The sequence below is a fragment of the Neisseria sp. P0021.S006 genome, from assembly GCF_051956895.1.
Window position 1 is genome coordinate 1 of sequence record NZ_JBQCWZ010000001.1, and the last position, 22,463, is coordinate 22,463.

Consider the following 22,463-nt stretch of genomic DNA (forward strand, 5'->3'; position numbering starts at 1 on the left):
CTAAAGAGCAAGTTGGTCCGAAAACCGAGCCGATTATGGACGAAGTTTTGGACTACGACACTGTCTTTGAGCGCATGGACAAATTCATGGATTGGTTGGCAACCCAATACGTTACCGCGCTGAACATTATTCACTACATGCACGACAAATACAGCTACGAAGCTGCATTGATGGCATTGCATGACCGTGATGTGAAACGTACGATGGCATGCGGTATCGCCGGTTTGTCTGTGGCTGCCGACTCATTGTCCGCCATTAAGTACGCCAAAGTGAAACCGATTCGTGACGAAAATGGCATTGCCGTTGACTTCGAAATCGAAGGCGAATACCCACAATTTGGTAACAACGACGACCGCGTTGACGATATTGCTTGCGATTTGGTTGAACGCTTCATGAAAAAAGTGGCAACCCACAAAACTTACCGCAACGCCACTCCGACTCAGTCCGTACTGACCATTACTTCCAACGTTGTTTACGGTAAGAAAACCGGTAATACTCCAGACGGCCGCCGTGCAGGCGCTCCGTTTGGTCCGGGTGCAAACCCAATGCACGGTCGTGACGTCAACGGTGCAGTCGCTTCATTGACTTCCGTAGCCAAACTGCCATTTGAGTTTGCCAAAGACGGTATTTCCTATACCTTCTCCATTATTCCTGGCGCGTTGGGTAAAGACGAGTATTCTCGCGAACGCAACCTTGCCGGTTTGATGGACGGTTATTTCCACCATGAAGACGGTATTTTGGAAGGCGGCCAACACTTGAACGTCAACGTATTGAATCGCGAGACTTTGGAAGATGCGATGCACAATCCAGAGAAATATCCGCAGTTGACCATTCGTGTGTCCGGTTATGCGGTTCGCTTCAACTCGCTGACCCGCGAACAACAGCTTGACGTGATTACCCGTACATTCACAGAAACCATGTAATCCGGGTGGAGAAACAAACCGGAAGCTAAATTTGCATTTGGTTTGTTTTGAAACAAAGCTCCGAGGCCGTCTGAAATGTTCAGACGGCCTTTATTATCGTACAATCCATATAAGCAAAAACATTTTTGAGCCGAACACTATGTCCACGACTTTTGCCATTACCCCCGAGCTGGCACTGAAAGACCTTGGCCACCGTCACTATAACGGTAAAGGCATTATTCATTCGATTGAATCTTGCGGTGCTGTCGATGGTCCGGGTTTGCGCTACGTGCTCTTTTTGCAAGGCTGCCTGATGCGTTGCCTGTATTGCCATAATCGTGACACATGGGATCTTCATACTGAGCAGGCGCAGGAATTGGATGTGGCAACTGTGATGAAGCAGGTCATGACCTATCGTCATTATTTGCGTGCGACAGGCGGAGGCGTAACGGCAACCGGCGGCGAGCCGTTATTGCAATATGAGTTTGTATGCGATTGGTTTACGGCCTGTCGGGAACACGATATCCATACCTGTCTAGACAGCAATGGCTATGCTTTGCACTATGATTCGATTTTGGATGATTTGCTCGATCATACCAATTTGGTCATGCTCGACTTAAAACAAATCGATCCTGAAATTCATAAAGTGCTTGTCGGTATTCCAAATACCAAAACGCTGAAATTCGCGCGCTATCTTGCTGAACGCAATCAGCCGACGCGTGTGCGTTATGTGGTTGTTCCCGGTTATACCGATGATGAGCGGTCAGCGCATTTATTGGGCGAGTTTATCGGTGATATGGATAATGTCGAAATGGTCGAGCTCTTGCCGTATCACGAATTGGGCGCACACAAATGGGCTTTGTGCGGCGACGAATACAAATTAAAAGGCGTACATCCGCCGCCCAAAGAAACCATTCTGAAAATCAAAGAAATATTAGAGAGCTACGGAAAAAACATTATTTATTAAAACAGAAAAAGGCCGTCTGAAACGAAATAATCAGTTTCAGACGGCCTTTTCATTATTGAAAAAAATTTAAGCGTTCAATGCGGCCAAAACCTTGGCGACAACTTCTGATACTGCAACGGCTTGAGCCTGATTGTTACGGCGCTCGGCATATTCGACATTGCCTTCTTTCAATGCGCGATCGCCGATCACGATGCGGTGAGGAATACCCAACAGCTCGGAGTCATTCAGCAATACGCCTGCACGTTCGTCGCGGTCATCCAACAAAACATCCGCACCAGCAGCCAAAAGCTCGGCGTAGATTTTGTCGGCGGCTTCGCGCACGGCGTCTGATTTTTTGTAGTTCATCGGCACGATAACGACTTCAAACGGCGCCATTGCTTTGGTCCAAACAATGCCTTTTTCGTCGTTGTTTTGTTCGATGGCGGCGGCCACAACGCGGGTAATACCGATACCGTAGCAGCCCATTTCCATGATTTGGGATTTGCCGTTATTGTCCAAGAAGCTGACATTCATGGCTTGGGTATATTTGTCGCGCAATTGGAAAACGTGGCCGACTTCAATACCGCGCGCCAGTTTCAGACGGCCTTGTTCGTCAGGGCTAATGTCGCCTTCGATGACATTGCGTAAATCGACAAATTCAGGCTCGGCAGCATCTCGGCCGAAGTTGAAGCCGGTATAGTGGTAGTCGTCTTCGTTTGCGCCGATAACCCAGTCTGCGCCTTTTTCGGTGGCGAAATCGGCATAGACTTTGCCTTTGAAGTTGACAGGGCCGAGAGAGCCGCCGTTGGCGCCGAACTGTTCAATAATCGCGGCAGGGCTTGCCATGGTCAGTGGCGATTTCACGCCGGCCAGTTTTTCCGCCTTGATGTCGTTAAACTCATGGTCGCCACGCAACAGCAGCAGGACGAGTTCGCCTTCGTTTTCGCCTTCAACCACGATGGATTTGAGGGTTTGTTCAACCGGAATATTGAGGAATTCAACCAAAGACTCAATGGTTTTGACATTTGGTGTATGTACTTTGGTCAACTCGGCCTGAGCAGCGGCGCGTTCGCCTTTGAGCGGCAAGGTGGGTGCCAATTCGATATTGGCGGCGTAATCGGAAGTATCGCTGTATGCGATAACGTCTTCGCCGCTTTCAGCCAATACTTGGAATTCGTGAGAGCCGGTACCACCGATGCTGCCGGTGTCTGCGGCTACGGGGCGGAATTCCAAGCCCAGACGGGTAAAGATACGGCAGTAAGCGTCGTACATATCCTGATAGGTCGTCTGAAGCGAGGCATAGTCGGCATGGAAGGAATAAGCGTCTTTCATGACGAACTCGCGCGCGCGCATCACACCGAAGCGCGGACGCACTTCATCGCGGAATTTGGTTTGGATGTGATAAAAGTTTTTCGGCAGTTGTTTGTAGCTGTTGACTTCTTTGCGCACGATGTCGGCAATCACTTCTTCACAAGTCGGACCCATACAGAAATCACGGTCATGACGGTCTTTCAGGCGCAGCAGTTCTTTACCGTAAAACTCCCAGCGGCCGGATTCCTGCCACAGCTCGGCAGGTTGTACCACCGGCATCAGCAGCTCCACGCTACCTGCGCGGGCCATTTCTTCACGCACGATATTTTCAACTTTGCGCAATACGCGCAGACCCATCGGCATCCAAGTATAAAGACCGGATGCGTTGGCTTTGATCAAGCCGGCACGAATCATCAGCTTGTGGCTGGCAAGTGCGGCTTCGGCAGGGGCTTCTTTAAGGGTAGAAATGAAGAACTGGGAGGCTTTCATGGCGTATTTTTCTTTCTTAAAAATAAGTGCGTATTGTAACGCAAAATGTATGGCCGCGTGTCTTTTGAATGGCATCTGATGAAATCGGCCGTTGTTTTACGCAGCTTTTGATTCGGGGTGATTTTTAGGGATGTCAACCCTAATTTATGCACAAAGCCGCATAACCTTGTTTTACCTATAAATTTTCACTGTATGATTATAGTAAAATCTTATAAATATAACCACTTGATTTTATTATATTTTATTTGATTAAATTTTAGTCAATTTAAGACTTGGTTTGTTCCTAAAGAAAATTTTACGATTACCCAAAGCTTATCAACAGATTTATCCACAGAGATTGTGTATAGATTTTAAATGCTGTCGGCGTAATGATTTCGCATGATTGGCAAGCCTTGTTTAAAGCAGATTGGGTTGCCTTAAAAAGATGGGGCAACAACACGATGAGCAGGTTTTGCGCTAACATTCTGCTCATTGTTGTTTCCTTACAAGGAATAAAATGAAAAATTCAGAATTGCATTTGCTGGAACGCAGAAAGATGTTTAACGGGTATCAGGAACGGTACCGCCATTTTTCTCAAACCTGCCGGACGGATATGGTATTTGATGTCTATCTGCCGCCACAAGTCTTAAAAGGCTATCCCGCGCCTGTTTTATATTTTCTTTCCGGCTTAAATAGTGATGGTTCTGAATTGGTTCAACAAAGCGGGATCCAACGTTTTGCGGCGCAATGGAATATTATCGTGGTTTTCCCGGATACCTCGCCACGCGGTCGGCATGTTGCCGACAGTGAGGAACATTATCTTGGACAGGGCGCCGGATTTTATGTCAATGCAACTGAAGCACCTTGGGCGCAGCATTACCAAATGGAAAGCTATATCAGCCAAGAATTGCCTGATTTGATCGAGCATCATTTTCCGGTAACGCAAGAGCGCAGCATTGCAGGTTTCAGCATGGGCGGGCATGGTGCGCTGCAGTTGGCTTTGAAGCATCCCGGCCGATATGCTGCGGTTTCAGCCTTTGCGCCTTTATGTCATCCTATCGATACGGAAGGCGGCAGGCAGGCGTTTTCGGCTTATTTGGGCCAAAACGTGGAAACGTGGAAACGCTATGACAGTACAGAGCTGCTTCAGACGGCCTCGCATAAATTGCCTGTTTTGATTGATGTCGGCAGTGAAGATGCTTTGTATCCTGAAGTCCTGCAACTGGAAGGGTTTGTCCGCTCAGCACGCGAAAAAGGTTTCAATATCCAATATAAAGTACGCCCGGGCTATGGGCATGACTATTTCTTTATTGCCAGCTTTATCGATTCGCATATTGAGTTTCATGCTCAGGCATTGGGGCTTTAAGCAGTATTGAATAAAAGGCCGTCTGAAATCCGATTAATGGTCGGATTTCAGACGGCCTTTTATTTGGTCTTTAACCTTTAATTTCAGACAGACTTATTCCTCAGGACGTTCGCCGTCGGTGTCGTCCAATTTGCCTTCGGTAATATCGACATTGATACCGACTGCCGCACGGATTTTGGCATCGATTTCGTTGGCGATATCAGGGTTTTCTTTCAGCCAAACGCGTACATTGTCTTTACCTTGGCCGATTTTTGCGCCGTTGTAGCTGTACCATGCGCCGGATTTTTCAACGATGTCATGTTTGACGCCCAAGTCGATCAATTCACCTTCCCAGCTAATGCCTTCGCCGTAAAGAATATCGAATTCGGCTTGACGGAACGGAGGGGCAACTTTGTTTTTGATGACTTTGACTTTGGTTTCGTTACCAATCACGTCATCGCCTTTTTTAATCTGACCGGTACGGCGGATGTCGAGGCGGACAGAGGCATAGAATTTGAGCGCGTTACCGCCGGTTGTGGTTTCAGGGCTGCCGAACATCACGCCGATTTTCATACGGATTTGGTTAATGAAAACAACCAATGTATTGGTGCGTTTGATGTGGCCGGTCAGTTTGCGCAGGGCTTGGCTCATCAGGCGGGCTTGCAGGCCGACGTGGCTGTCGCCCATTTCGCCTTCGATCTCGGCTTTAGGCACAAGTGCGGCTACGGAGTCGACAACGACCATATCGATACCGCCGGAGCGTACCAAGGTATCACAGATTTCCAATGCCTGTTCGCCGGTATCCGGTTGGGAGAGATAGAGTTCTTCAACTTTTACGCCGAGTTTGCGGGCGTAAATCGGGTCAAAAGCATGCTCGGCATCGATGAATGCGCAGATGCCGCCATTTTTTTGGCATTGGGCAATGGCTTCGAGACAGAGTGTAGTTTTACCGGAGGATTCCGGGCCGAAAATTTCAACCACGCGGCCGCGGGGCAGGCCGCCGACGCCGAGTGCTAAGTCCACGCCGAGGGAGCCGGTGGAAATAACATCAAGGTTTTCTTCCTGTTGGCTGCCGTCCATTTTCATGATGGAGCCTTTGCCGAAGTTTTTTTCGATTTGGGCAAGGGCTGCGGCTAAGGCTTTGCTTTTTTCGTCTGACATGTTTTCTCTCCGAAAGGAAATATGAATCGCTAAGAATTTATTTAGCTATTATCGCACAAATTAAGAAAAAGTATAGTTTTATTTTTATTTTTCAGACGGCCTGTGTTTTTTGTATGCAACAGGCCGTCTGAAATGTTGAATAATCAATCAGTTGGTCAATGATGCAAAAACTTGGAAATAGTCGGGGAAAGTTTTATGCGTACATTTCGGGTCGTTGATGATGACGGGGACGCCCAAAAGCGAAACCAGCGAGAAACACATGGCCATGCGGTGGTCGTCGTAAGTGTCGATAACGGCATCGGGGGTAAGCGTTTCGGGCGGCGTAATATGGATGGCTTCGGCTTCTTCGATGACGTCTGCGCCCAGTTTGCGCAGTTCGGTTGCCATGGCGGCGATACGGTCGGTTTCTTTGACGCGCCATGAGCCGATATTGCGCAGGGTGCAGGGTTGTTTGGTGGCCAGCGCAACAATGGCCAAGGTCATGGCCGCATCAGGAATATGGTTGGCATCTAAATCAAAAGCCTGAATCTTGCGCTCGGCAGGACGGGAAATTTCTACAAAATTTTCGCCCCAAATGACATCTGCGCCGATTTTTTCCAATTCACGCGCAAAGGCAACGTCGCCTTGAATACTGTGTGCGCCGATGCCGGTTACGCGGATGGGTGTACCGGCAATCAGGCCTGCGCCCAAGAAATAAGACGCGCTGGAGGCATCGCCTTCTACATATAAATGTTCGGGCGCATGATATTTGGCACCGGCCGGGATTTTAAATACACGGTAGTCTTCATTGATGATGTCCACACCGAACTGCGCCATCAGCTTGAGCGTGATGTCGATATAAGGTTTGGAAATCAACTCGCCTACCATGTGGATTTCAAATGCTTGTCCCGTCAAGGGCAAAGCCATCAGCAGGGCGGTCAGGAATTGGCTGGAAACATTGCCTTTAATCGGAATAACGCGCTCGCCGTTGTCTTGGCGTTTGCCGATCTGAAGAGGCGGATAGTTTTCATTGCCCAGATATTGTACGTCCGCTCCGGCAATACGCAACGCGTCGACCAAATCGCCGATAGGGCGTTCGTGCATACGCGGTACGCCATGCAGATGATAGTCGCCGCCCAAAACGGCAAGTGCGGCAGTCAAGGGGCGGAATGCCGTACCGGCATTGCCTAAAAACAAATCGGAGGATTGGTTGGGAAAGCGGCCGCCGGCACCATGAACTTTCAGACGGCCTTCAGGTAAAGATTCAATTTGCACGCCGAGTTTGTCGAGTGCTTCAAGCATTCGGTCGGTATCGTCGGATTTGAGCAAAGAATGGATTTCGCAAACGTTGTCGGAGAGTGCTGCCAAGAGCAGCGTGCGGTTGCTGATGCTTTTGGAACCGGGCAGGGCAACGGTGGAGGGCTTGAGTGTGGAAGCGGGCAGGCGGATGGATTCGGTCATTGGTTAGGATTTCAAATTGTAGACAAAACGATATTATACGCAGGCAAAGGCCGTCTGAAAAATGGAAGTGGCGTTGCAGGCAAGAAAAGCCGGACTCTTTTTGAAAGTCCGGCTTTGGGATGCTCGATATTTTAATGGTTAACCTAAAATATGCATTAACTGGTCAATGTTGAACGTACCTTCGTCAAAGCGGAATTCGCTGACTGAGGGGATTTTTTGACCTTGGACGTCGGTATGGATGTCGGCATATTGGTGGTCGATGGTGATGAGGTCGTTGTGATTGTTTTCGCCACGAATGGTGATGTTCCAAGTCGTGCCGTCTTTTTCGTTGACCGTTTCGAGCGACAGATCCGAGAGGGAAATGCCAGCGCCGAATTGGATGGCGTTTGTGCTGTGATGGTCGAAAATGGTGTCATGGCCTTCGCCGCGATTGAATACGTAGGTATCGTTACCGGCTTCGCCGTGCAATATATCGTCCCCTAAGCCACCAAACAGTGTGTCGTTGCCTGCGCCGCCGTGAAGGATGTCGTTGCCTGCTTCGCCCAACATAGTATCGTTACCGGAGCCGCCATACAGCGTGTCGTTGTCTAATCCGCCGTTCAGATGGTCATTGCCACCGCCTCCGTAGAGAATATCGCTGCCGGCATCGCCGTTGATGACATCGTCGCCGGTGCCGCCGGACAATTTGTCATTGCCGCTGCCGCCGTGAATCTCATCATTACCCCGGTTGCCGTAGATGATGTCTTCGCTTTCAGTACCTTTGATATGGTCGTCGGCGTGGGTGCCGTTGAATGTGGTTTTGCCGTCGGCAAAGGTTTGGCTGACGCTTGCCTGCCCTAAATTGCTGACATAAAGCATATCCCAGACATCCAGGCTCGGGACGGTGACTTCCAGTGCCACCGGTTTGCCGTTTTCATAGATGACGGAAGATTCCAATGTGTGCATGGATATATCGTCTGAGTCGGGGGAAGCCAGTTGTACGATGGCTTGCTCGGCCTGTTCTGCGCTGATTTCCATATCAAACGGGATTCTGACTTTAGGGTTGTCGAGTTTCAGCGTGTGGTGGTTGGAGCTGTTCCAATTGGTGTCTTTGTCGAGGCCTGCGAGATTGATTAATTGGACAACTCGGCCGCCGTCTGCGGTGGCCTTGGTCCATGTATAAACTTTGCCTCCTTCGCCTGAAGTGGAAGTCATGTCATAGCCGTCGGATGCTACGATGGAGGCATGACTGTCTTTGAGTTCAACCAAGCCTTCGCCGCGAAGCAGCTCCTCATAGGCGGTAATGAATTGTTGATAGTTGAATTCTGATTTGGCCAGGGTTTCGTTGGTTTTGAGCGTCTGAGCGGGATAGTATGGATCTTGCAAAATACCAAAACCATGTGCGTTTTTATCCGGGAGGTTGTTTAATGCGGCAACAGTCATGTGGTAGCCGCCACTCGCTGCGATAACGGCATCGACCAGCAATTCGTTGTCCGGATTGAGTTCGGAAGAATTATCTTCCGGGTGGGTACCTTTTCGAGTATAGGCGGCAATAATCGGGGAAACGTGATTGTAATCGTACAGACGGCCTACCAAGCGTTTAAGCTCGGCATAGTTGTGGTTTTCATAATGGGTATTTCCGGCTGTATCTTTAAAATCGCGCGGCCAGATTTCTGAGTAAGGAACATCCATGCCGGTGGTGGATAAGACATCGGCCCTGCCTGTGCTGATGTCGTTGATCATATAAGTTTGACCGTAATCGTGTAACTTTTCCGCAGCCGCGGCTGACAAATCGTCATAACCGTCAGACATTCTGAAGTTTTCAGTCTTTTGGCCATTTTGTATTTTGTAAACGAGGTTATCACCCATGGTATCGGCCTGCCAGCCGTCAAAGCCGCCTGTTTTCAGGGCTTTGATCATGGTGTTGACGATATAGTTTTGCCAGCTTTTGTCGGCAGGATCGACGAATTGTTGTACGGATGTTTTGGTCTCTGCACCGGCTTTGCCGAAGTTGGAATGCTCTTGGGCATTGTAGAGTTTGACATTATTTAAAATTTCTTTGATGGCCGGATTATCGAGTTCGTCATTGGAGGCGGCGTTAAGCATATTGTAGAGCATGGCACTGCCGCCTTTTTCGTGAATTTTGTTCACGAGGTTTTTAATCAGCAGGGTATCGATTTGGGGAGGGTTGGGTTGGCCGTTGTCGACAGCCCAAGTCGCCCATTCTTGCTTGAAGCTGTTGACATTTGGAAATGGATTGGAGGTTGTGTCGTACACATCATAGAAGAAATAATTGTTGATGTGCATTTGTGCCAGCTGATCGATATTGTTTTGATAGCCTTCGAGCTGGTCATTGGTCATGGCGTTGTTTCGTTCTGCCGAATTATCGTTAGATCCTGCCACTACGCCATAGCGGGGAAAAATAGTCCAGTCGTCTTCGACAGACAATCCCAGTGTTTTGCTGGTGTGGTTGCCGGTGTTGTCAACGGTTTCTACTTTGACGACGTAGCCTGAATTGGGTGAAAAAATATCGGAAGAGAGTTTGACGGAGGTTGAGTTCAGATGATCCAATTTTTGGATTTCCGTACCCAAATGGCTGACGGTGACAGAGGTGATTTTGTCTGTCGCATTGGAGATGTTCAGAATAACATCATCGCCGTTGGTATAGGCTACCTTGTTAAAGAGAATAGTCGGTAAAGGGGCTGTTTTTGCTTCAGTTGTCATGCTGTATATTCGCTTCTAAATATTATATTTTGAAATTACCTTAATAAATCAATATCACTTAAGTTGTTGATATGAATAATTGTTAAGACTTTTTAGTAGGCAGAGCGGAAAATAAGTTCCCCGTTTGATAGCAAATATCTAAAATAATTCGGTTTGTGATTGAAATTTAAAAATGCTGTCTGAATGTTTTGTTATTCAAAAGACGGTTTTTTGCAGGTATATAACCAAACACCATAAGAAAATCAGAAACCATTCTTTCCTATTTTTTCAGACGGCCTTTAATATCGGCGGACAATCATTGATAAAGTAAGAGCACGACTATGAGCCATTATCCGTTGTTTGCCGATTTGAAAAACCGCCCTGTTTTACTGGCAGGTGCGGGTAAGGTTGCCGAGCGTAAGGCGGAAAGCCTGTTGTCTGCCGGAGCGCGCGTGCGTGTTGTTGCGGAAACTTTGAATCCGCAGTTTCAGCAATGGGCGGCTGAAGGGAAAATAGTTTGGCTGGGTGGCTTGTTTGAAGAAGCCATGCTGGACGAGGTGTATTTCGTTATTGCGGCGACGGATAATGGCATGTTTAACCGCCGTGTTTTTGAAGCGGCGGAACGACGGGTGAAATTGTGCAATACGGTGGATACGGCGGACTTGTGTTCGTTTATCGTGCCTGCCGTGGTGGATAGGGGGCCATTGAAGATAGCCATATCCAGCGGCGGTACTGCGCCTGTATTGGCGCGTAAATGGCGGCAGATTATTGAAACATTGATTCCGCTGCATACGGGCACGATGGCGCGTATTGCCGGTAAATGGCGCGAAAAGGTTAAACAGACTATTCATCATGTCGAACGACGCCGTTATTTTTGGGAAAAGTTGTTCGACAGCCGTTTCAGTATTTTTGCGGCTCAAAACAATATCGAGGCGGCAGAACGTGAATTGATCACGCAGTTAAACCGGGAAACGCCGTTTGGCGGCGAAGTGGTTTTGGTGGGCGCAGGGCCGGGAGATCCGGGCTTGCTGACCATACATGCTTTGCAGGCGATACAGGCTGCGGATACCGTGTTTTACGATGCTTTGGTGTCGGATGAGATTTTGGCGATGGTGCGTAAAGATGCGGTGAAAATCAGCGTGGGTAAACGTGCTGGTGCGCACCATGTTCAGCAGGAAGAAACCAACCGTCTATTGGTTGAACACGCTCAAAAAGGCGAGCGTGTGGTAAGGTTGAAAGGCGGCGATCCTTTTGTGTTCGGTCGCGGCGGGGAGGAAGTGCAAACCCTGCATCAGGCCGGGATTGCCTACCGCATTGTGCCGGGTATTACTGCCGCGCTTGGAGCTACTGCTTATGCCGGTATTCCGTTAACCCATCGCGATTGTGCCCAAGGTGCTTTATTTGTAACCGGCCACAGCAAACACGAGGGCAGTCAGCCCGATTGGCAGACTTTGGCTTTAAGCCGCCAAACGTTGGTAATCTATATGGGCACGCTTAAAGCGGCTGAGATTGCGGAAAAGCTGATGGCTTATGGCAGGCAGCCTTCTACACCTGTTGCCGTGATTTCCAATGGGACTTTACCGCATCAAACCGTGCGGACAGGCCGTCTGAAAGATTTGGGCTTGTTGGCTGCCGAAGCAGAACGTCCGGCTTTAATGGTAATTGGCGAAGTGGTTGCCCTGCGCGATGAGATGAAATGGTTTGGAGAATTTGTCGAATGCTATGAAGAAGCTGCATAAAGAGGATTGATCAAACAAGGCCGTCTGAATATTGGTTTTCAGACGGCCTTGCCTTATTTAAAAGCTTGGCAATATTGCTGATAACGTTCTGCCAGTCCATATAGGATGATTGCTGTCAGCCCCCAGATGTCGTAGTGTCGGAAAGGCAGGGCGGGGAGGGCGAGGGTTTGATTGTTGTGATGAAGATGACGGTATGAGTAGTTTTGCAGGTTTAAGGTGAAGTCCAAAGGCAGATAAAAAATTTCTGCTACTTCATCGGGATTTGCTTTGGGGTTGACGGGCTGGGTGCAAATTGCCGGAACAGGCGTAACACGGTAGCCGGAAGGTGTGTCATAAAAGGGTAGCGGCGCAAAAGTCTGCCATGCGGCAATCGGAATGGCGGTTTCTTCGTAAGCTTCTCTTAACGCCGTTGCCGTTAGGCTGTCGTCTTGGGCATCTTTGCGGCCGCCGGCAAAGGCGATTTGTCCGGTGTGTTGCCTTAAGGTCTCGGCCCTTTTGGTCAGTAAAATTTGCCACGCTCCTTCATGCAAGGCGATGCCGACCAAAACGGCTGCTTCTTTGACCGTTTTAGTGGTAACTAATTGATTGCGCTCTGCTTGCATACGGCTGCTGAAGCGTGAAGCTTGAGTTAGGAAATGGATAAGGTGGTCGGTATTCATTTTTGGCGCTGATCGTTTTATGCAGATGAGGATTACACAAGGTTTACGGTTACCGTGTCAACAAAATAGGGTGCGTGTGTTACAGTTATGCCTGAATGATAAATAAAGCTTTGCGTCTGTTCTGCAAGTGCTTAGGCCGTCTGAAAATGTCGGCAGGTTCTCAAAAAGGATAGTTATGTTGTTTTCCCCATCCCGTATTCGAGTGGCAGCTGCGGCTGTCATGATGTTGTTTGTTACACAAACTTTTGCCGCGCCCGGCGATTCAAATGCAGTTTTTGAATCGGCTAAGATTATTAAAAAGAAAAGCCGTACCGACCGTTTTTCTCCCGAAGAGCGCGAGCAGGAGCGGATACGTCTGTTGGGTATACAAAACCGTACATCTCAGGTTTTCACTTTGTTAAATTCAGAACTGGCCCTGCAAAAGGGTGATGCAGCTTCTGCGTTGTTTACTTATATTTTAACGTTGCATCGCACCAAATCTCCCGAAGTGGCCGAACGCGCTTTGGAGATGGCGGTTTCGTTAAACGCATTTGAACAGGCTGAAGCCATTTACCAAAAATGGCGCGAAATCGAGCCGGAGCCTGGTGAAACACAAAAGCGTATGACTTGGTTGCGCAATTTGCTGCTGGGTAAAGCCGATAAGAATTTGAGCGGATTGGACAAGGTAATTGCCGGCGGTAGTGAAGATGAGCAAAAGCGCGTGTTCCTGCTTTTAGCACAAACCGCAGCACAACAGCCGAATCTGACCAGCGATGCGGTTAAACAGGTGCATAAAACGGCCTTGAATTATAAAGACTTTCCAGAAGCGGCGATTGCGGATGCAATTTTTAGTGCAAAAGACGGTCAAAAGAAACACGCCATTGCGGCATTGCAGCGATTGGCCAAGTTGGACAACGAAATTTTGCCGCCGACTTTTGTGACGTTGCGGCTGATGGCGCAACGGCATCCTGATATTTTGGACGGCTTCTTCAAAGAGACAGACACCAAAACCTTATCTCCGATTTGGCAGGAATTGGACATCGCCAATTTGATCGCCCATGGTCAAAATGATAAGGCCTTTAAGCGTTTGCAGACTTTATTGGAAGAAAATCCCAACCCTGATTTGTATATTCAGGCTGCCTTATTGTCAGCGAGCAAGACAGAAAATATTTCTGCGGTAAACAGCTATCTGGAAAAGGCTTATAAAGCTGGCACGGAAGAGCAGCGCAGCCGTGCAGCGTTGATTGGTGCGGTTTCATATAATGATGTAGAAGAATTGGCCAAAGCCAAACAATGGCTGGATAAGGTAACGGCTACGGCTTATACGTTTGATAAAACCATTTTGGCTGCTTCTATCGAAGCCAAACAGGGCAACCATAAAGAGGCTTGGGCTTTGGTACAACGCGCACAAAAAATGCCCGAGCAAAGAGGACGTTATTTTGAAGTTAAGGATTTGTTGAGTACGGCTTTGTTCGTATTGTCTAAAAATACCAATCTTCAAGAATCGTTGAACGCTTTGAACAGCTTGGTAAATTCCACCGAAAAATCCTTGAAAACCCAAGCTTCTCCGGAGCTGCTTGCCAATGTGCTGTATCAGCGTTCGATGGTGTATGAGAAGCTGAATCAGCCAGGCAAGGCGATTGCCGATTTGCGCCGAGTTGTTGAGTTGTATCCGGACAATCCGCATGGTTGGAATGCTTTGGGCTATACCTTGCTGTCCAACGGCAAGGATTTGGACGAGGCTTTCAAAATGGTTCAGATGGCCTATCAAATGGATCCGGAAAGCGCAGCCATTAATGATAGTGTAGGCTGGGCATATTATCTTAAAAGCGATGCCCAAATGGCTTTGCCGTATATCCAATATGCCTATGGAAAAGAACCTGAAGCCGAAGTCGCCGCACATTTGGGCGAAGTCCTATGGACGCTTGGAGACCAAGACAAGGCCAAAGAAATCTGGAATGACGGCTTGAAACGTGGAAGCAATCTCCGAGTATTAAAAGAGACAATGTCCAAATTCGGTATAACGCCCAGCAAACCGCATACTCAAAAACACAAATAAAACCCAAAGGCCGTCTGAAAGCGTTTGATTTCAGACGGTCTATGAAGGAATATCCATGAATTTAAAACGATTATCATCGGTTGCAGCCTTATTGCTTTTAGCTGCCTGTGCGCAGCCAAACTTACCTCAGCAAAACAGTTGGCAAGCAGCAGAGCAGGTGCAGGATTTTAGCGCAGACGGTCGTTTGGCTGTCAAAGTGGAAGGAAAAGGCTCTTATGCCAATTTCGATTGGACTTATCAGAACGCGGTTCAAACCATTGATGTGAATACCCCATTGGGCAATACCGTAGGCCAGCTGTGTCAAGACAGTGAAGGTGTATTGGCGGTAGACAGTAAGGGTAAGGTTTATCAGGCGGAAACTGCTGAGGAATTGAGCAGACAGCTTTTGGGCTTTGCTTTGCCGGTACAATATTTGCATATTTGGGCAGATGGTAAACGCGTTGCCAATGCGCCATACAAAATCCTGCCTGATGGACGTCTGGAGCAGTTTGACTGGACGATATCGCGCACTTTAAATAGTTCAGGACAGCCCAAAACGCTTCAACTTGAAAATGCCAAGTTTAATATCCGCTTGGTGTTTGACACGGTAAACCACTCTTTGGATAAGAATGGACAAACCCGATGCGCAGCACGCAAATAGAGGATGCCATGTCTGTTTCAGAGGAAATCCAAGCCTTTCCTGCGCCGGCTAAATTAAATTTGGATTTGAGGATTACCGGCCGCAGGAGCGATGGTTATCATAATTTGGAAAGTATTTTCTGTTTGATCGGCTTATATGATACCGTTCATCTGAAAATCCGTACTGATGGGCAGATTATTCTGCATACGCCGGTCGAAGGGCTTGAACCTGAGCAAGACTTAACTTATCGGGCGGCTAAATTATTACTGCCATATGCAAGCGTAGCGCACGGTGTCGAAATCTGGTTGGATAAAGTGATTCCAACCGGAGGCGGATTGGGCGGCGGAAGCTCTGATGCAGCCACGGTTTTAATGGTTTTAAACCAATGGTGGCAATGCGGTTTGAGTAGGCAGCAACTGATTGATTTAGGCGTAAGTCTTGGTGCAGATGTTCCTTTTTTTATTTTTGGCAGAAGTGCTTTTGCCAAAGGTGTGGGTGAGAAGCTGGCTGAAATAGATGTCCCTAAACAATGGTATGTTATCGTTAAGCCCCCCGTCCATGTGGCAACAGTTAAAATTTTTGCACATGAAGGCTTGACACGGGATTCCAAACCCAGCATAATGCCGACTTTCCAATCGTTACAGCCGTTTCAAAATGATATGCAGGCGGTTGTATTTCAGGAATATCCTGAAGTTTGGAAGGCTTATGTTGAGTTATCCCAATATGGTCATGCATTAATGACCGGTTCTGGGGCTTGTTTGTTTATAGCAAGTGAATCTCATCAAGAAGCAAATACAATTTACCAACAGGTTTCTCAATCATATGAAGCTTATTGTGTGGAAGGGTTAGATATTCATCCGCTGTTTCATATGATTTAGTAAGTTGGGGAGTCGTCAAGCGGTTAAGACACTGGATTTTGATTCCAGCATGCGAAGGTTCGAATCCTTCCTCCCCAGCCAAACCCTTTGTTGGGGAGTCGTCAAGCGGTTAAGACACTGGATTTTGATTCCAGCATGCGAAGGTTCGAATCCTTCCTCCCCAGCCAACACCCTTTATTGGGGAGTCGTCAAGCGGTTAAGACACTGGATTTTGATTCCAGCATGCGAAGGTTCGAATCCTTCCTCCCCAGCCAAATAAAAGCGTGTAAGTTTTCTTACACGCTTTTTTATGCTCAGAGCGCAATAACGCTGAAAAACTTTTTTTTACCCGTCTTTACGCGTATAATCGCATAATTAGTGTCTTAGACATAGGGCAAAGGGAAGCGTAATGTTTTCTGAGCGTAAATCAAATCTAGAATCAGGTGAAGATATGGCTGCTTATGACAGTTTAATGGTGTTTACCGGTAATGCAAATCCGGAATTGGCACAACGTGTTGTCAAACATTTGGATATTTCACTCGGTGAAGCCACCGTTTCCAAATTCTCTGATGGCGAAGTAGCCATTGAATTGTTGGAAAATGTGCGTGGTCGCGATGTGTTTATTTTGCAACCTACCTGCGCGCCAACCAATGATAACCTGATGGAAATTTTGACTATGGCCGATGCACTCAAACGTGCTTCTGCCGGTCGTATTACTGCCGCGATTCCTTACTTTGGCTATGCGCGTCAAGATCGTCGTCCTCGCTCTGTTCGTGTACCGATTTCTGCTAAATTGGTAGCGAATATGTTGTACTCCGCAGGTATCGACCGCGTATTGACTGTTGACTTGCATGCCGACCAAATTCAAGGTTTCTTTGATATTCCGGTAGATAATATTTACGCTACCCCGATTTTGTTGAACGACATTAAACAACAACGTATCGACAATCTGACTGTTGTCAGTCCTGATATCGGTGGTGTTGTACGTGCACGTGCTGTTGCTAAATCTTTAAATGCTGATTTGGCCATTATCGATAAACGCCGTCCTAAAGCCAACGTGGCTGAAGTGATGAATATCATTGGCGATATTCAAGGCCGTACTTGCTTGATCGTAGATGATATGATCGATACGGCAAACACCTTGTGTAAAGCGGCTGTAGCCCTGAAAGAGCGCGGTGCAGAACGTGTACTGGCATACGCTAGCCATGCAGTATTCTCCGGTGAAGCAGTGAATCGAATTGCTTCTTCCGAAATTGACCAAGTAGTTGTGACAGATACGATTCCGTTGTCTGAAGCAGCTAAAAAATGTGAACGCATCCGTCAAGTTACCATTGCCGGTTTGCTGGCTGAAACGGTACGCCGTATTAGCAATGAAGAATCCGTCTCATATCTTTTCAATGAAGATGTGATGATTGGCGGCATGTTGCTGCCATAACCCGATGTCGTCTTAAGCTGGTCGCGGCCGATGACGACGATTTTATCTAAATTGGAGTATTAAACATGACTTACGAAATTCAAGCCTCTGTTCGCGAAGCCCAAGGCACTGGTGCGAGCCGCCGCCTGCGTCGCGAAGGCCAAATCCCTGGCATTCTGTATGGTGAAGGTCAAGAGCCTGTTGCTATCGCTGTAGACCACAAAACTGTATTCTACGCATTGGAAAAAGAATCTTTCCATACTGCTTTGATTAAACTGTCTTTGAACGGTGAAACTAAAGACGTTATCGTGCGTGACTTCCAAATGCACCCATTCCGTCGCGAAGTTCAACACATCGACTTCCAAGCTGTAAAAGCTGATCAACCTGTACGCATCCGCGTTCCTCTGCACATTGTTAACGCTGAAAACTCTCAAGCTGTTAAATTGCAAGGTGGCCGCGTATCTCTGTTGAACACTTCTGTTGAAGTAGTTGCTTTGCCTGCAAACATTCCTGCTTTCTTGGAGTTGGATTGTGCATCTGTAGTTGCTGGCGACATTCTGCACTTGTCAGACATCAAATTGCCAGAAGGTGTTGAAAGTGTTTCTCTGAAACGTAATGAAAACCTGGCTGTTGCTACTGTTACTGGTAAAAAACGCTAATAGGTAGTTAATATAAGAAAACCGTATCAGATAAATCTGATACGGTTTTTGTTTTACATATAAAATCATTTGCCATAATAAAACTTAGGCAAATGCAGCAGCATATGTACTTTATAAGATTGAAGCAATTTCATTGCGAAGTTTATTAAGAAAGCGGCCATGCCGTACCCATTGTGCGGCCGATTCATAATCCTGTTGTTCAAATGCTTGTTGTAAATCTTGATATAGGTTGCTTTGTACTTCTTGGATTTCTTGATCCAGCGCTCGGATGGCATCATGGTTTTGTTCCATTTGTGCATCCATCAATGTTTCCCGCCATTCCATCTGCTGCATGAGGAATTCTGGTGAAAACGAAGTGTGTTCAGGTGCATCAGCATCGATATTTTGGCTTTTCAAGAGATAAGCGGCTCGATCAATAGGGCTTTTTAATGTGCGGTAGGCGTCATTAATTGTAGAAGACATCATAACGGCTTGTTTCTGCTCAAAAGCTGAAGCAGAAGCAAATTTATCGGGATGAAAACGGGCAGCTAAAGCTCGATAGATCTGTTCGAGTGCTTCGGTATCAATATTGAAAGATGGCTCAAGCTGAAAGAGGTTGAAGTATTGAGACATGATATCAAAGGAAAAAATCTAAAGAAGAGGATTATTTTACGATATAATCCAGAAACTGTTTATACGAAAGGAAAACAATATGACCGGTAAGGTGCAACACAATAAAGGCAAAATACGAGACAATGCCTTAAAAGCCTTAGTCAAATCTGATTTGTTCCGACACAAAGTAGAACGAAAAAGAAAAGGCAAGGGTAGCTATAATAGGCAAGAAGCCAAAAAATGGCGGGATGGTTTTGATACTTTCTCGCTATTTTTGATATTTTAAACGTGGAAGCTCTCGCCACAGCCGCAGGAATCTTTAACGTTTGGGTTTTCAAATTTGAAACCTTCCTGTAATCCTTCTTTGGTGTAATCGACTTGCGTGCCGTCTAGATAAACCAAGCTTTTCGGATCGATATAAACGCGTGCGCCGTGTTCTTCAAAAATCAGGTCATCCTCGTTCACTTCATCGACAAATTCAAGGTTGTATGCCATGCCTGAGCAGCCGCTGGTTTTCACACCCAAGCGCACGCCCAAACCTTTACCGCGTTTGGTCAGGTAGCTGTTGATGTGTTTGGCTGCGTTTTCTGTGATGGTAATCATGCTTTTTTCCTCATTTCGCAATCATTTTCTGTTTTGTCTGCTTTTTTATTTCAGATGGCCTCTTGAACTATCAGGCCGTCTGAAAACGCTGTTTTGCCCACTCTATTGCGGCAGTAATGGCAGCTTTGGCCTGCGGACTATTTTTCCAACAGGTTGAGCCGGTTAATTGTGCGCCCTGTTCCAAAATATCGTCTAAATCCGCAACCTCCAGAGTGGCAATATCATCAATCCCATTTGCTGCAAACGCTGCAATATGGTTTTACCTATTCCTTTGACAGCAAGTAGGGATTGGATTTCTTCATCGGTAAAAGGCATATCGTCTTCTTTGATTTTGCAGGTACTGGCGCACTTATATGGCAAGTTGGGCCTATCAAGCCGATTTAGACATTAATGTCTGCAAACTAAGTATCTGGCAAACAAGGTTATTTGTTTTCCTGACGTTTGCGATAGTCGGCAACGGCTGCTTTTACCGCATCTTCAGCCAAGATGGAGCAGTGGATTTTTACCGGCGGCAGCTCCAATTCTTCGGCGATTTCGCTGTTTTTGATTGCCAGCGCGTCATCCAAGCTTTTGCCTTTTACCCACTCGGTAATCAGGCTGGAAGAAGCGATAGCAGAGCCGCAGCCGTAAGTTTTAAATTTTGCATCTTCGATAATACCCTCATTGTTTACTTTGATTTGCAGACGCATTACGTCACCGCAGGCCGGTGCACCGACCATGCCGGTACCGACAGATTCGTCGTTTTTGTCGAAAGTACCGACGTTGCGGGGGTTTTCGTAGTGGTCGATTACTTTATCGCTGTATGCCATGATGTGGTTTCCTTTGTGTTTTTAGTGGTGTAAATGGTTTGTTTACGAATATTCAGACGGCCTGAAGTTTAGATTTTGCACGCGCCGCCTTCGCAGCCGTCATCATTCTCTGAATCAACGCCGCCTTCTACGGTAACGCCGTCAAAATCTTCGAGCAGGTTGTCGAGATTGTCGAGGTCGAGTTCTTGTTCGTCCATGGGTTTGTATCCTTAATTTGAAGATTGTGGCTTTTAGGTCGTCTGAAAAGGTATATTTTTAGAGTTTCAGACGTCCTTTTTAATGTCTAAGTTGATTATCTATTACAGTTGTTTTATCAGCCATTTATAAAGGCACATTCTAAAATTGTTTGGGGTTTTCCGTTAACATTAATCGGTTTTAGTTTTGCTTGCAGGGTTTCGTATTCTTCTAAAATCAAACTGTATTTTCGAATAGGGCGGTATTTTCCTTTTAACACCTTGCGTGCCTGTCCCAAAGGTACATCCAACAATAAACGGGTGTAACTGTAACCTGCGGTTTCTACTTGGAACGTCTGGCTGATATGAACCACAGGCAAGCCATAGTAAGTACCGCTGAGTTTCAAACGGGTTTGATCAAGAATAAACGGTTTTCCATCTTCACTAAATTCCGTGCGGTGCAAAGTCATCGGAGGGTGCGCAAGATCACGGTAAGCCTTTGGCAGCTTGACTCTATTGGGATAATTCAAACGCAGGTTTTGATATTTAGAGTCTTTATCGTTCCAGTCATAGCTTACATCACTAAATGGATCCAACAGGTTTTCCAAATGTTTATCGAATTGGCAGCCATTTTCAAATGATTTGAATATAGTTGACCAATCAGATTGTGTCTGTGCTGAAACCAGCGGGGCCGAGCATAGAATCAGACAAGAAAGTAAGTGGCGTATTTTATTTTTTATTATCGTCATTTTTAGTATTTTTCTTGATGAGGTCGTCTGAAAAGGTAAAGGCCTTGTGGATTTTTCAGACGACCTTTTCTCTTGATTAATGCGCCGCCCATTCAATCGAGTTCAAATCGATACCTTCTTTAAACATTTCCCACAGCGGAGACAGTTCGCGCAGTTTGCCGATTTTGGATTTAATCAGTTCTGCTGCGAATTGGACTTCTTCTTCAGTGGTCATGCGGCCGAAGGTGATGCGCAGGGAAGAGTGCGCCAATTCGTCGTTACGGCCGAGTGCGCGCAGGACGTAGCTTGGTTCGAGACTGGCAGAAGTACAGGCGGAGCCGCTGGATACGGCGAGTTCTTTGACTGCCATAATCAGGCTTTCGCCTTCGACGAAGTTGAAGCTGACGTTCAGGTTGTTTGGAGCGCGGTGTTCGAGGTCACCGTTGATGTAGACTTCTTCGATGCCTTCGATACCTTTGAGGAAGATATCGCGCAGTTTCAGGTAGTGCGCCATGTCTTGCTCGAGTTCTTCTTTGGCGATGCGGAAGGCTTCGCCCATGCCGACGATTTGGTGGGTGGGCAGGGTGCCGCTGCGGAAGCCGCGTTCGTGGCCGCCGCCGTGCATTTGGGCTTCGAGGCGGACGCGTGGTTTACGGCGTACATACAGGGCGCCGATGCCTTTAGGGCCGTATACTTTGTGGCCGGACATAGACAGCAAATCAACTTTGGCGGCTTCAACGTCGACAGGCACTTTGCCGCATGCTTGTGCTGCGTCAACGTGGAAAATGATTTTGCGTTCGCGGCAGATTTCGCCAATGGCAGGAATATCTTGAACTACGCCGATTTCGTTGTTTACCCACATTACGGAAACGAGGATGGTGTCTTCGCGGATAGCGGCTTTCAGCACGTCTAAGTCAACCAAACCGTTTTCTTGTACGTCCAGATAAGTTACTTCATAACCTTGGCGTTCGAGTTCACGCATGGTGTCAAGCACGGCTTTGTGCTCGGTTTTCACGGTAATGAGGTGGTTGCCTTTGGATTTGTAGAAGTGCGCCGCGCCTTTAATGGCGAGGTTGTTGGATTCGGTTGCGCCGCTGGTAAAAACGATTTCTTTAGAGTCGGCGTTAATCAGGGCTGCGATGTCTGCACGTGCTTTTTCTACGGCTTCTTCTGCTTCCCAGCCGAAGCTGTGGCTGTTGGAGGCTGGGTTGCCGAAAATATCGGACAGGTAGGGAATCATTTTTTCGGCAACGCGGCGGTCAACGGGAGTGGTGGCGGCGTAGTCGAGGTATACGGGGGTTTTGACGGTCATGGTTTGC

Annotated in this window: 21 protein-coding genes, 3 tRNA genes and 2 pseudogenes; 13 read left to right on the forward strand and 13 right to left on the reverse strand. The window is 47.3% G+C overall.

Annotated elements, in window-relative coordinates:
• On the forward strand, positions 1–923 hold a 923-nt coding region (locus ACTHUM_RS00005; RefSeq protein WP_440402785.1), incomplete at its 5' end, for a pyruvate formate lyase family protein.
• Positions 924–1,062: 139 nt separating this feature from the next.
• Complete coding sequence (gene pflA, locus ACTHUM_RS00010) at positions 1,063–1,869, forward strand: pyruvate formate lyase 1-activating protein (RefSeq protein ID WP_440361120.1); 807 nt, start codon at positions 1,063–1,065, stop codon at positions 1,867–1,869.
• Between the two features lie 66 nt (positions 1,870–1,935).
• On the opposite strand, the gene ACTHUM_RS00015 is transcribed toward pflA, so the two are convergent.
• Complete coding sequence (locus ACTHUM_RS00015) at positions 1,936–3,648, reverse strand: proline--tRNA ligase (RefSeq protein WP_039862211.1); 1,713 nt, start codon at positions 3,646–3,648, stop codon at positions 1,936–1,938.
• 301 nt (positions 3,649–3,949) lie between these two features.
• Complete coding sequence (locus tag ACTHUM_RS00020; RefSeq protein ID WP_004519914.1) at positions 3,950–4,120, reverse strand: hypothetical protein; 171 nt, start codon at positions 4,118–4,120, stop codon at positions 3,950–3,952.
• A 24-nt stretch (positions 4,121–4,144) separates the two neighbouring features.
• Between ACTHUM_RS00020 and fghA the strand changes: the two genes are divergently transcribed.
• Positions 4,145–4,993, forward strand: a complete 849-nt coding sequence (fghA, locus tag ACTHUM_RS00025; RefSeq protein WP_049336773.1) for an S-formylglutathione hydrolase — start codon at positions 4,145–4,147, stop codon at positions 4,991–4,993.
• Positions 4,994–5,086: 93 nt separating this feature from the next.
• On the opposite strand, the gene recA is transcribed toward fghA, so the two are convergent.
• From recA to ACTHUM_RS00040, 3 genes are all read right to left on the reverse strand, one after another.
• Positions 5,087–6,133 (reverse strand): recombinase RecA, encoded by a 1,047-nt coding sequence (gene recA / locus ACTHUM_RS00030; RefSeq protein ID WP_003680794.1) that lies wholly within the window; start codon positions 6,131–6,133, stop codon positions 5,087–5,089.
• A 147-nt stretch (positions 6,134–6,280) separates the two neighbouring features.
• The gene (aroA, locus tag ACTHUM_RS00035) at positions 6,281–7,573 is read right to left on the reverse strand and encodes a 3-phosphoshikimate 1-carboxyvinyltransferase (RefSeq protein WP_039862183.1); all 1,293 of its coding nucleotides are present in this window, start codon (positions 7,571–7,573) and stop codon (positions 6,281–6,283) included.
• A 138-nt stretch (positions 7,574–7,711) separates the two neighbouring features.
• Positions 7,712–10,276, reverse strand: a complete 2,565-nt coding sequence (locus tag ACTHUM_RS00040) for a glycoside hydrolase family 66 protein (RefSeq protein ID WP_004519910.1) — start codon at positions 10,274–10,276, stop codon at positions 7,712–7,714.
• Positions 10,277–10,596: 320 nt separating this feature from the next.
• Here ACTHUM_RS00040 and cysG point away from each other — a divergent pair, with 320 nt between their 5' ends.
• Positions 10,597–11,994 (forward strand): siroheme synthase CysG, encoded by a 1,398-nt coding sequence (cysG, locus tag ACTHUM_RS00045; RefSeq protein ID WP_004519908.1) that lies wholly within the window; start codon positions 10,597–10,599, stop codon positions 11,992–11,994.
• A gap of 53 nt (positions 11,995–12,047) precedes the next feature.
• Here the strand turns inward: cysG and ACTHUM_RS00050 are convergent, their stop codons facing one another.
• Positions 12,048–12,653: a CoA pyrophosphatase gene (locus ACTHUM_RS00050; RefSeq protein WP_049336772.1), complete on the reverse strand. Its 606-nt coding sequence runs from the start codon at positions 12,651–12,653 to the stop codon at positions 12,048–12,050.
• Between the two features lie 175 nt (positions 12,654–12,828).
• On the opposite strand from ACTHUM_RS00050, the gene ACTHUM_RS00055 reads away from it, so the two are divergent.
• From ACTHUM_RS00055 to ACTHUM_RS00090, 8 genes are all read left to right on the forward strand, one after another.
• Positions 12,829–14,691 (forward strand): tetratricopeptide repeat protein, encoded by a 1,863-nt coding sequence (locus ACTHUM_RS00055; RefSeq protein WP_004519906.1) that lies wholly within the window; start codon positions 12,829–12,831, stop codon positions 14,689–14,691.
• 55 nt (positions 14,692–14,746) lie between these two features.
• Complete coding sequence (gene lolB / locus ACTHUM_RS00060) at positions 14,747–15,331, forward strand: lipoprotein insertase outer membrane protein LolB (protein ID WP_004519905.1); 585 nt, start codon at positions 14,747–14,749, stop codon at positions 15,329–15,331.
• A gap of 8 nt (positions 15,332–15,339) precedes the next feature.
• Positions 15,340–16,188, forward strand: a complete 849-nt coding sequence (gene ispE, locus ACTHUM_RS00065; protein ID WP_039862210.1) for a 4-(cytidine 5'-diphospho)-2-C-methyl-D-erythritol kinase — start codon at positions 15,340–15,342, stop codon at positions 16,186–16,188.
• Between the two features lie 5 nt (positions 16,189–16,193).
• Positions 16,194–16,269, forward strand: a tRNA-Gln gene (locus tag ACTHUM_RS00070).
• Between the two features lie 10 nt (positions 16,270–16,279).
• Positions 16,280–16,355 (forward strand) — tRNA-Gln (locus ACTHUM_RS00075).
• Between the two features lie 11 nt (positions 16,356–16,366).
• A tRNA-Gln gene (locus ACTHUM_RS00080) sits at positions 16,367–16,442 on the forward strand.
• 176 nt (positions 16,443–16,618) lie between these two features.
• Entirely contained in the window at positions 16,619–17,602 is a 984-nt protein-coding gene (locus ACTHUM_RS00085; protein WP_100066646.1) for a ribose-phosphate pyrophosphokinase, read from the forward strand.
• A 65-nt stretch (positions 17,603–17,667) separates the two neighbouring features.
• The gene (locus tag ACTHUM_RS00090; RefSeq protein WP_004519902.1) at positions 17,668–18,240 is read left to right on the forward strand and encodes a 50S ribosomal protein L25/general stress protein Ctc; all 573 of its coding nucleotides are present in this window, start codon (positions 17,668–17,670) and stop codon (positions 18,238–18,240) included.
• A 111-nt stretch (positions 18,241–18,351) separates the two neighbouring features.
• On the opposite strand, the gene hscB is transcribed toward ACTHUM_RS00090, so the two are convergent.
• Positions 18,352–18,852 carry a Fe-S protein assembly co-chaperone HscB gene (hscB, locus tag ACTHUM_RS00095; protein WP_004519901.1) on the reverse strand — a complete coding sequence of 167 codons (501 nt, stop codon included), beginning with the start codon at positions 18,850–18,852 and terminating at the stop codon, positions 18,352–18,354.
• Positions 18,853–18,931: 79 nt separating this feature from the next.
• Here hscB and ACTHUM_RS00100 point away from each other — a divergent pair.
• A pseudogene (locus ACTHUM_RS00100) lies at positions 18,932–19,154 on the forward strand (alternative ribosome-rescue factor A).
• Here the strand turns inward: ACTHUM_RS00100 and iscA are convergent.
• From iscA to ACTHUM_RS00130, 6 genes and pseudogenes are all read right to left on the reverse strand, one after another.
• Positions 19,114–19,434, reverse strand: a complete 321-nt coding sequence (gene iscA, locus ACTHUM_RS00105; protein ID WP_003685774.1) for an iron-sulfur cluster assembly protein IscA — start codon at positions 19,432–19,434, stop codon at positions 19,114–19,116. The pseudogene ACTHUM_RS00100 and the gene iscA overlap by 41 nt on opposite strands.
• Before the next feature lie 70 nt (positions 19,435–19,504).
• Positions 19,505–19,749: pseudogene (locus ACTHUM_RS00110) on the reverse strand (recombinase RecA).
• A 107-nt stretch (positions 19,750–19,856) separates the two neighbouring features.
• Positions 19,857–20,243: a Fe-S cluster assembly scaffold IscU gene (iscU, locus tag ACTHUM_RS00115; RefSeq protein ID WP_049335285.1), complete on the reverse strand. Its 387-nt coding sequence runs from the start codon at positions 20,241–20,243 to the stop codon at positions 19,857–19,859.
• A 68-nt stretch (positions 20,244–20,311) separates the two neighbouring features.
• On the reverse strand, positions 20,312–20,440 hold the full coding sequence (locus ACTHUM_RS00120; RefSeq protein ID WP_004519897.1) for a hypothetical protein: 129 nt from the start codon (positions 20,438–20,440) through the stop codon (positions 20,312–20,314).
• Between the two features lie 116 nt (positions 20,441–20,556).
• Positions 20,557–21,024 carry a hypothetical protein gene (locus ACTHUM_RS00125; RefSeq protein WP_440366755.1) on the reverse strand — a complete coding sequence of 156 codons (468 nt, stop codon included), beginning with the start codon at positions 21,022–21,024 and terminating at the stop codon, positions 20,557–20,559.
• A 217-nt stretch (positions 21,025–21,241) separates the two neighbouring features.
• A complete protein-coding gene (locus tag ACTHUM_RS00130; protein ID WP_049335281.1) occupies positions 21,242–22,456 on the reverse strand; it encodes an IscS subfamily cysteine desulfurase in 1,215 nt (404 codons plus the stop codon).
• Positions 22,457–22,463 lie beyond the last annotated feature (7 nt).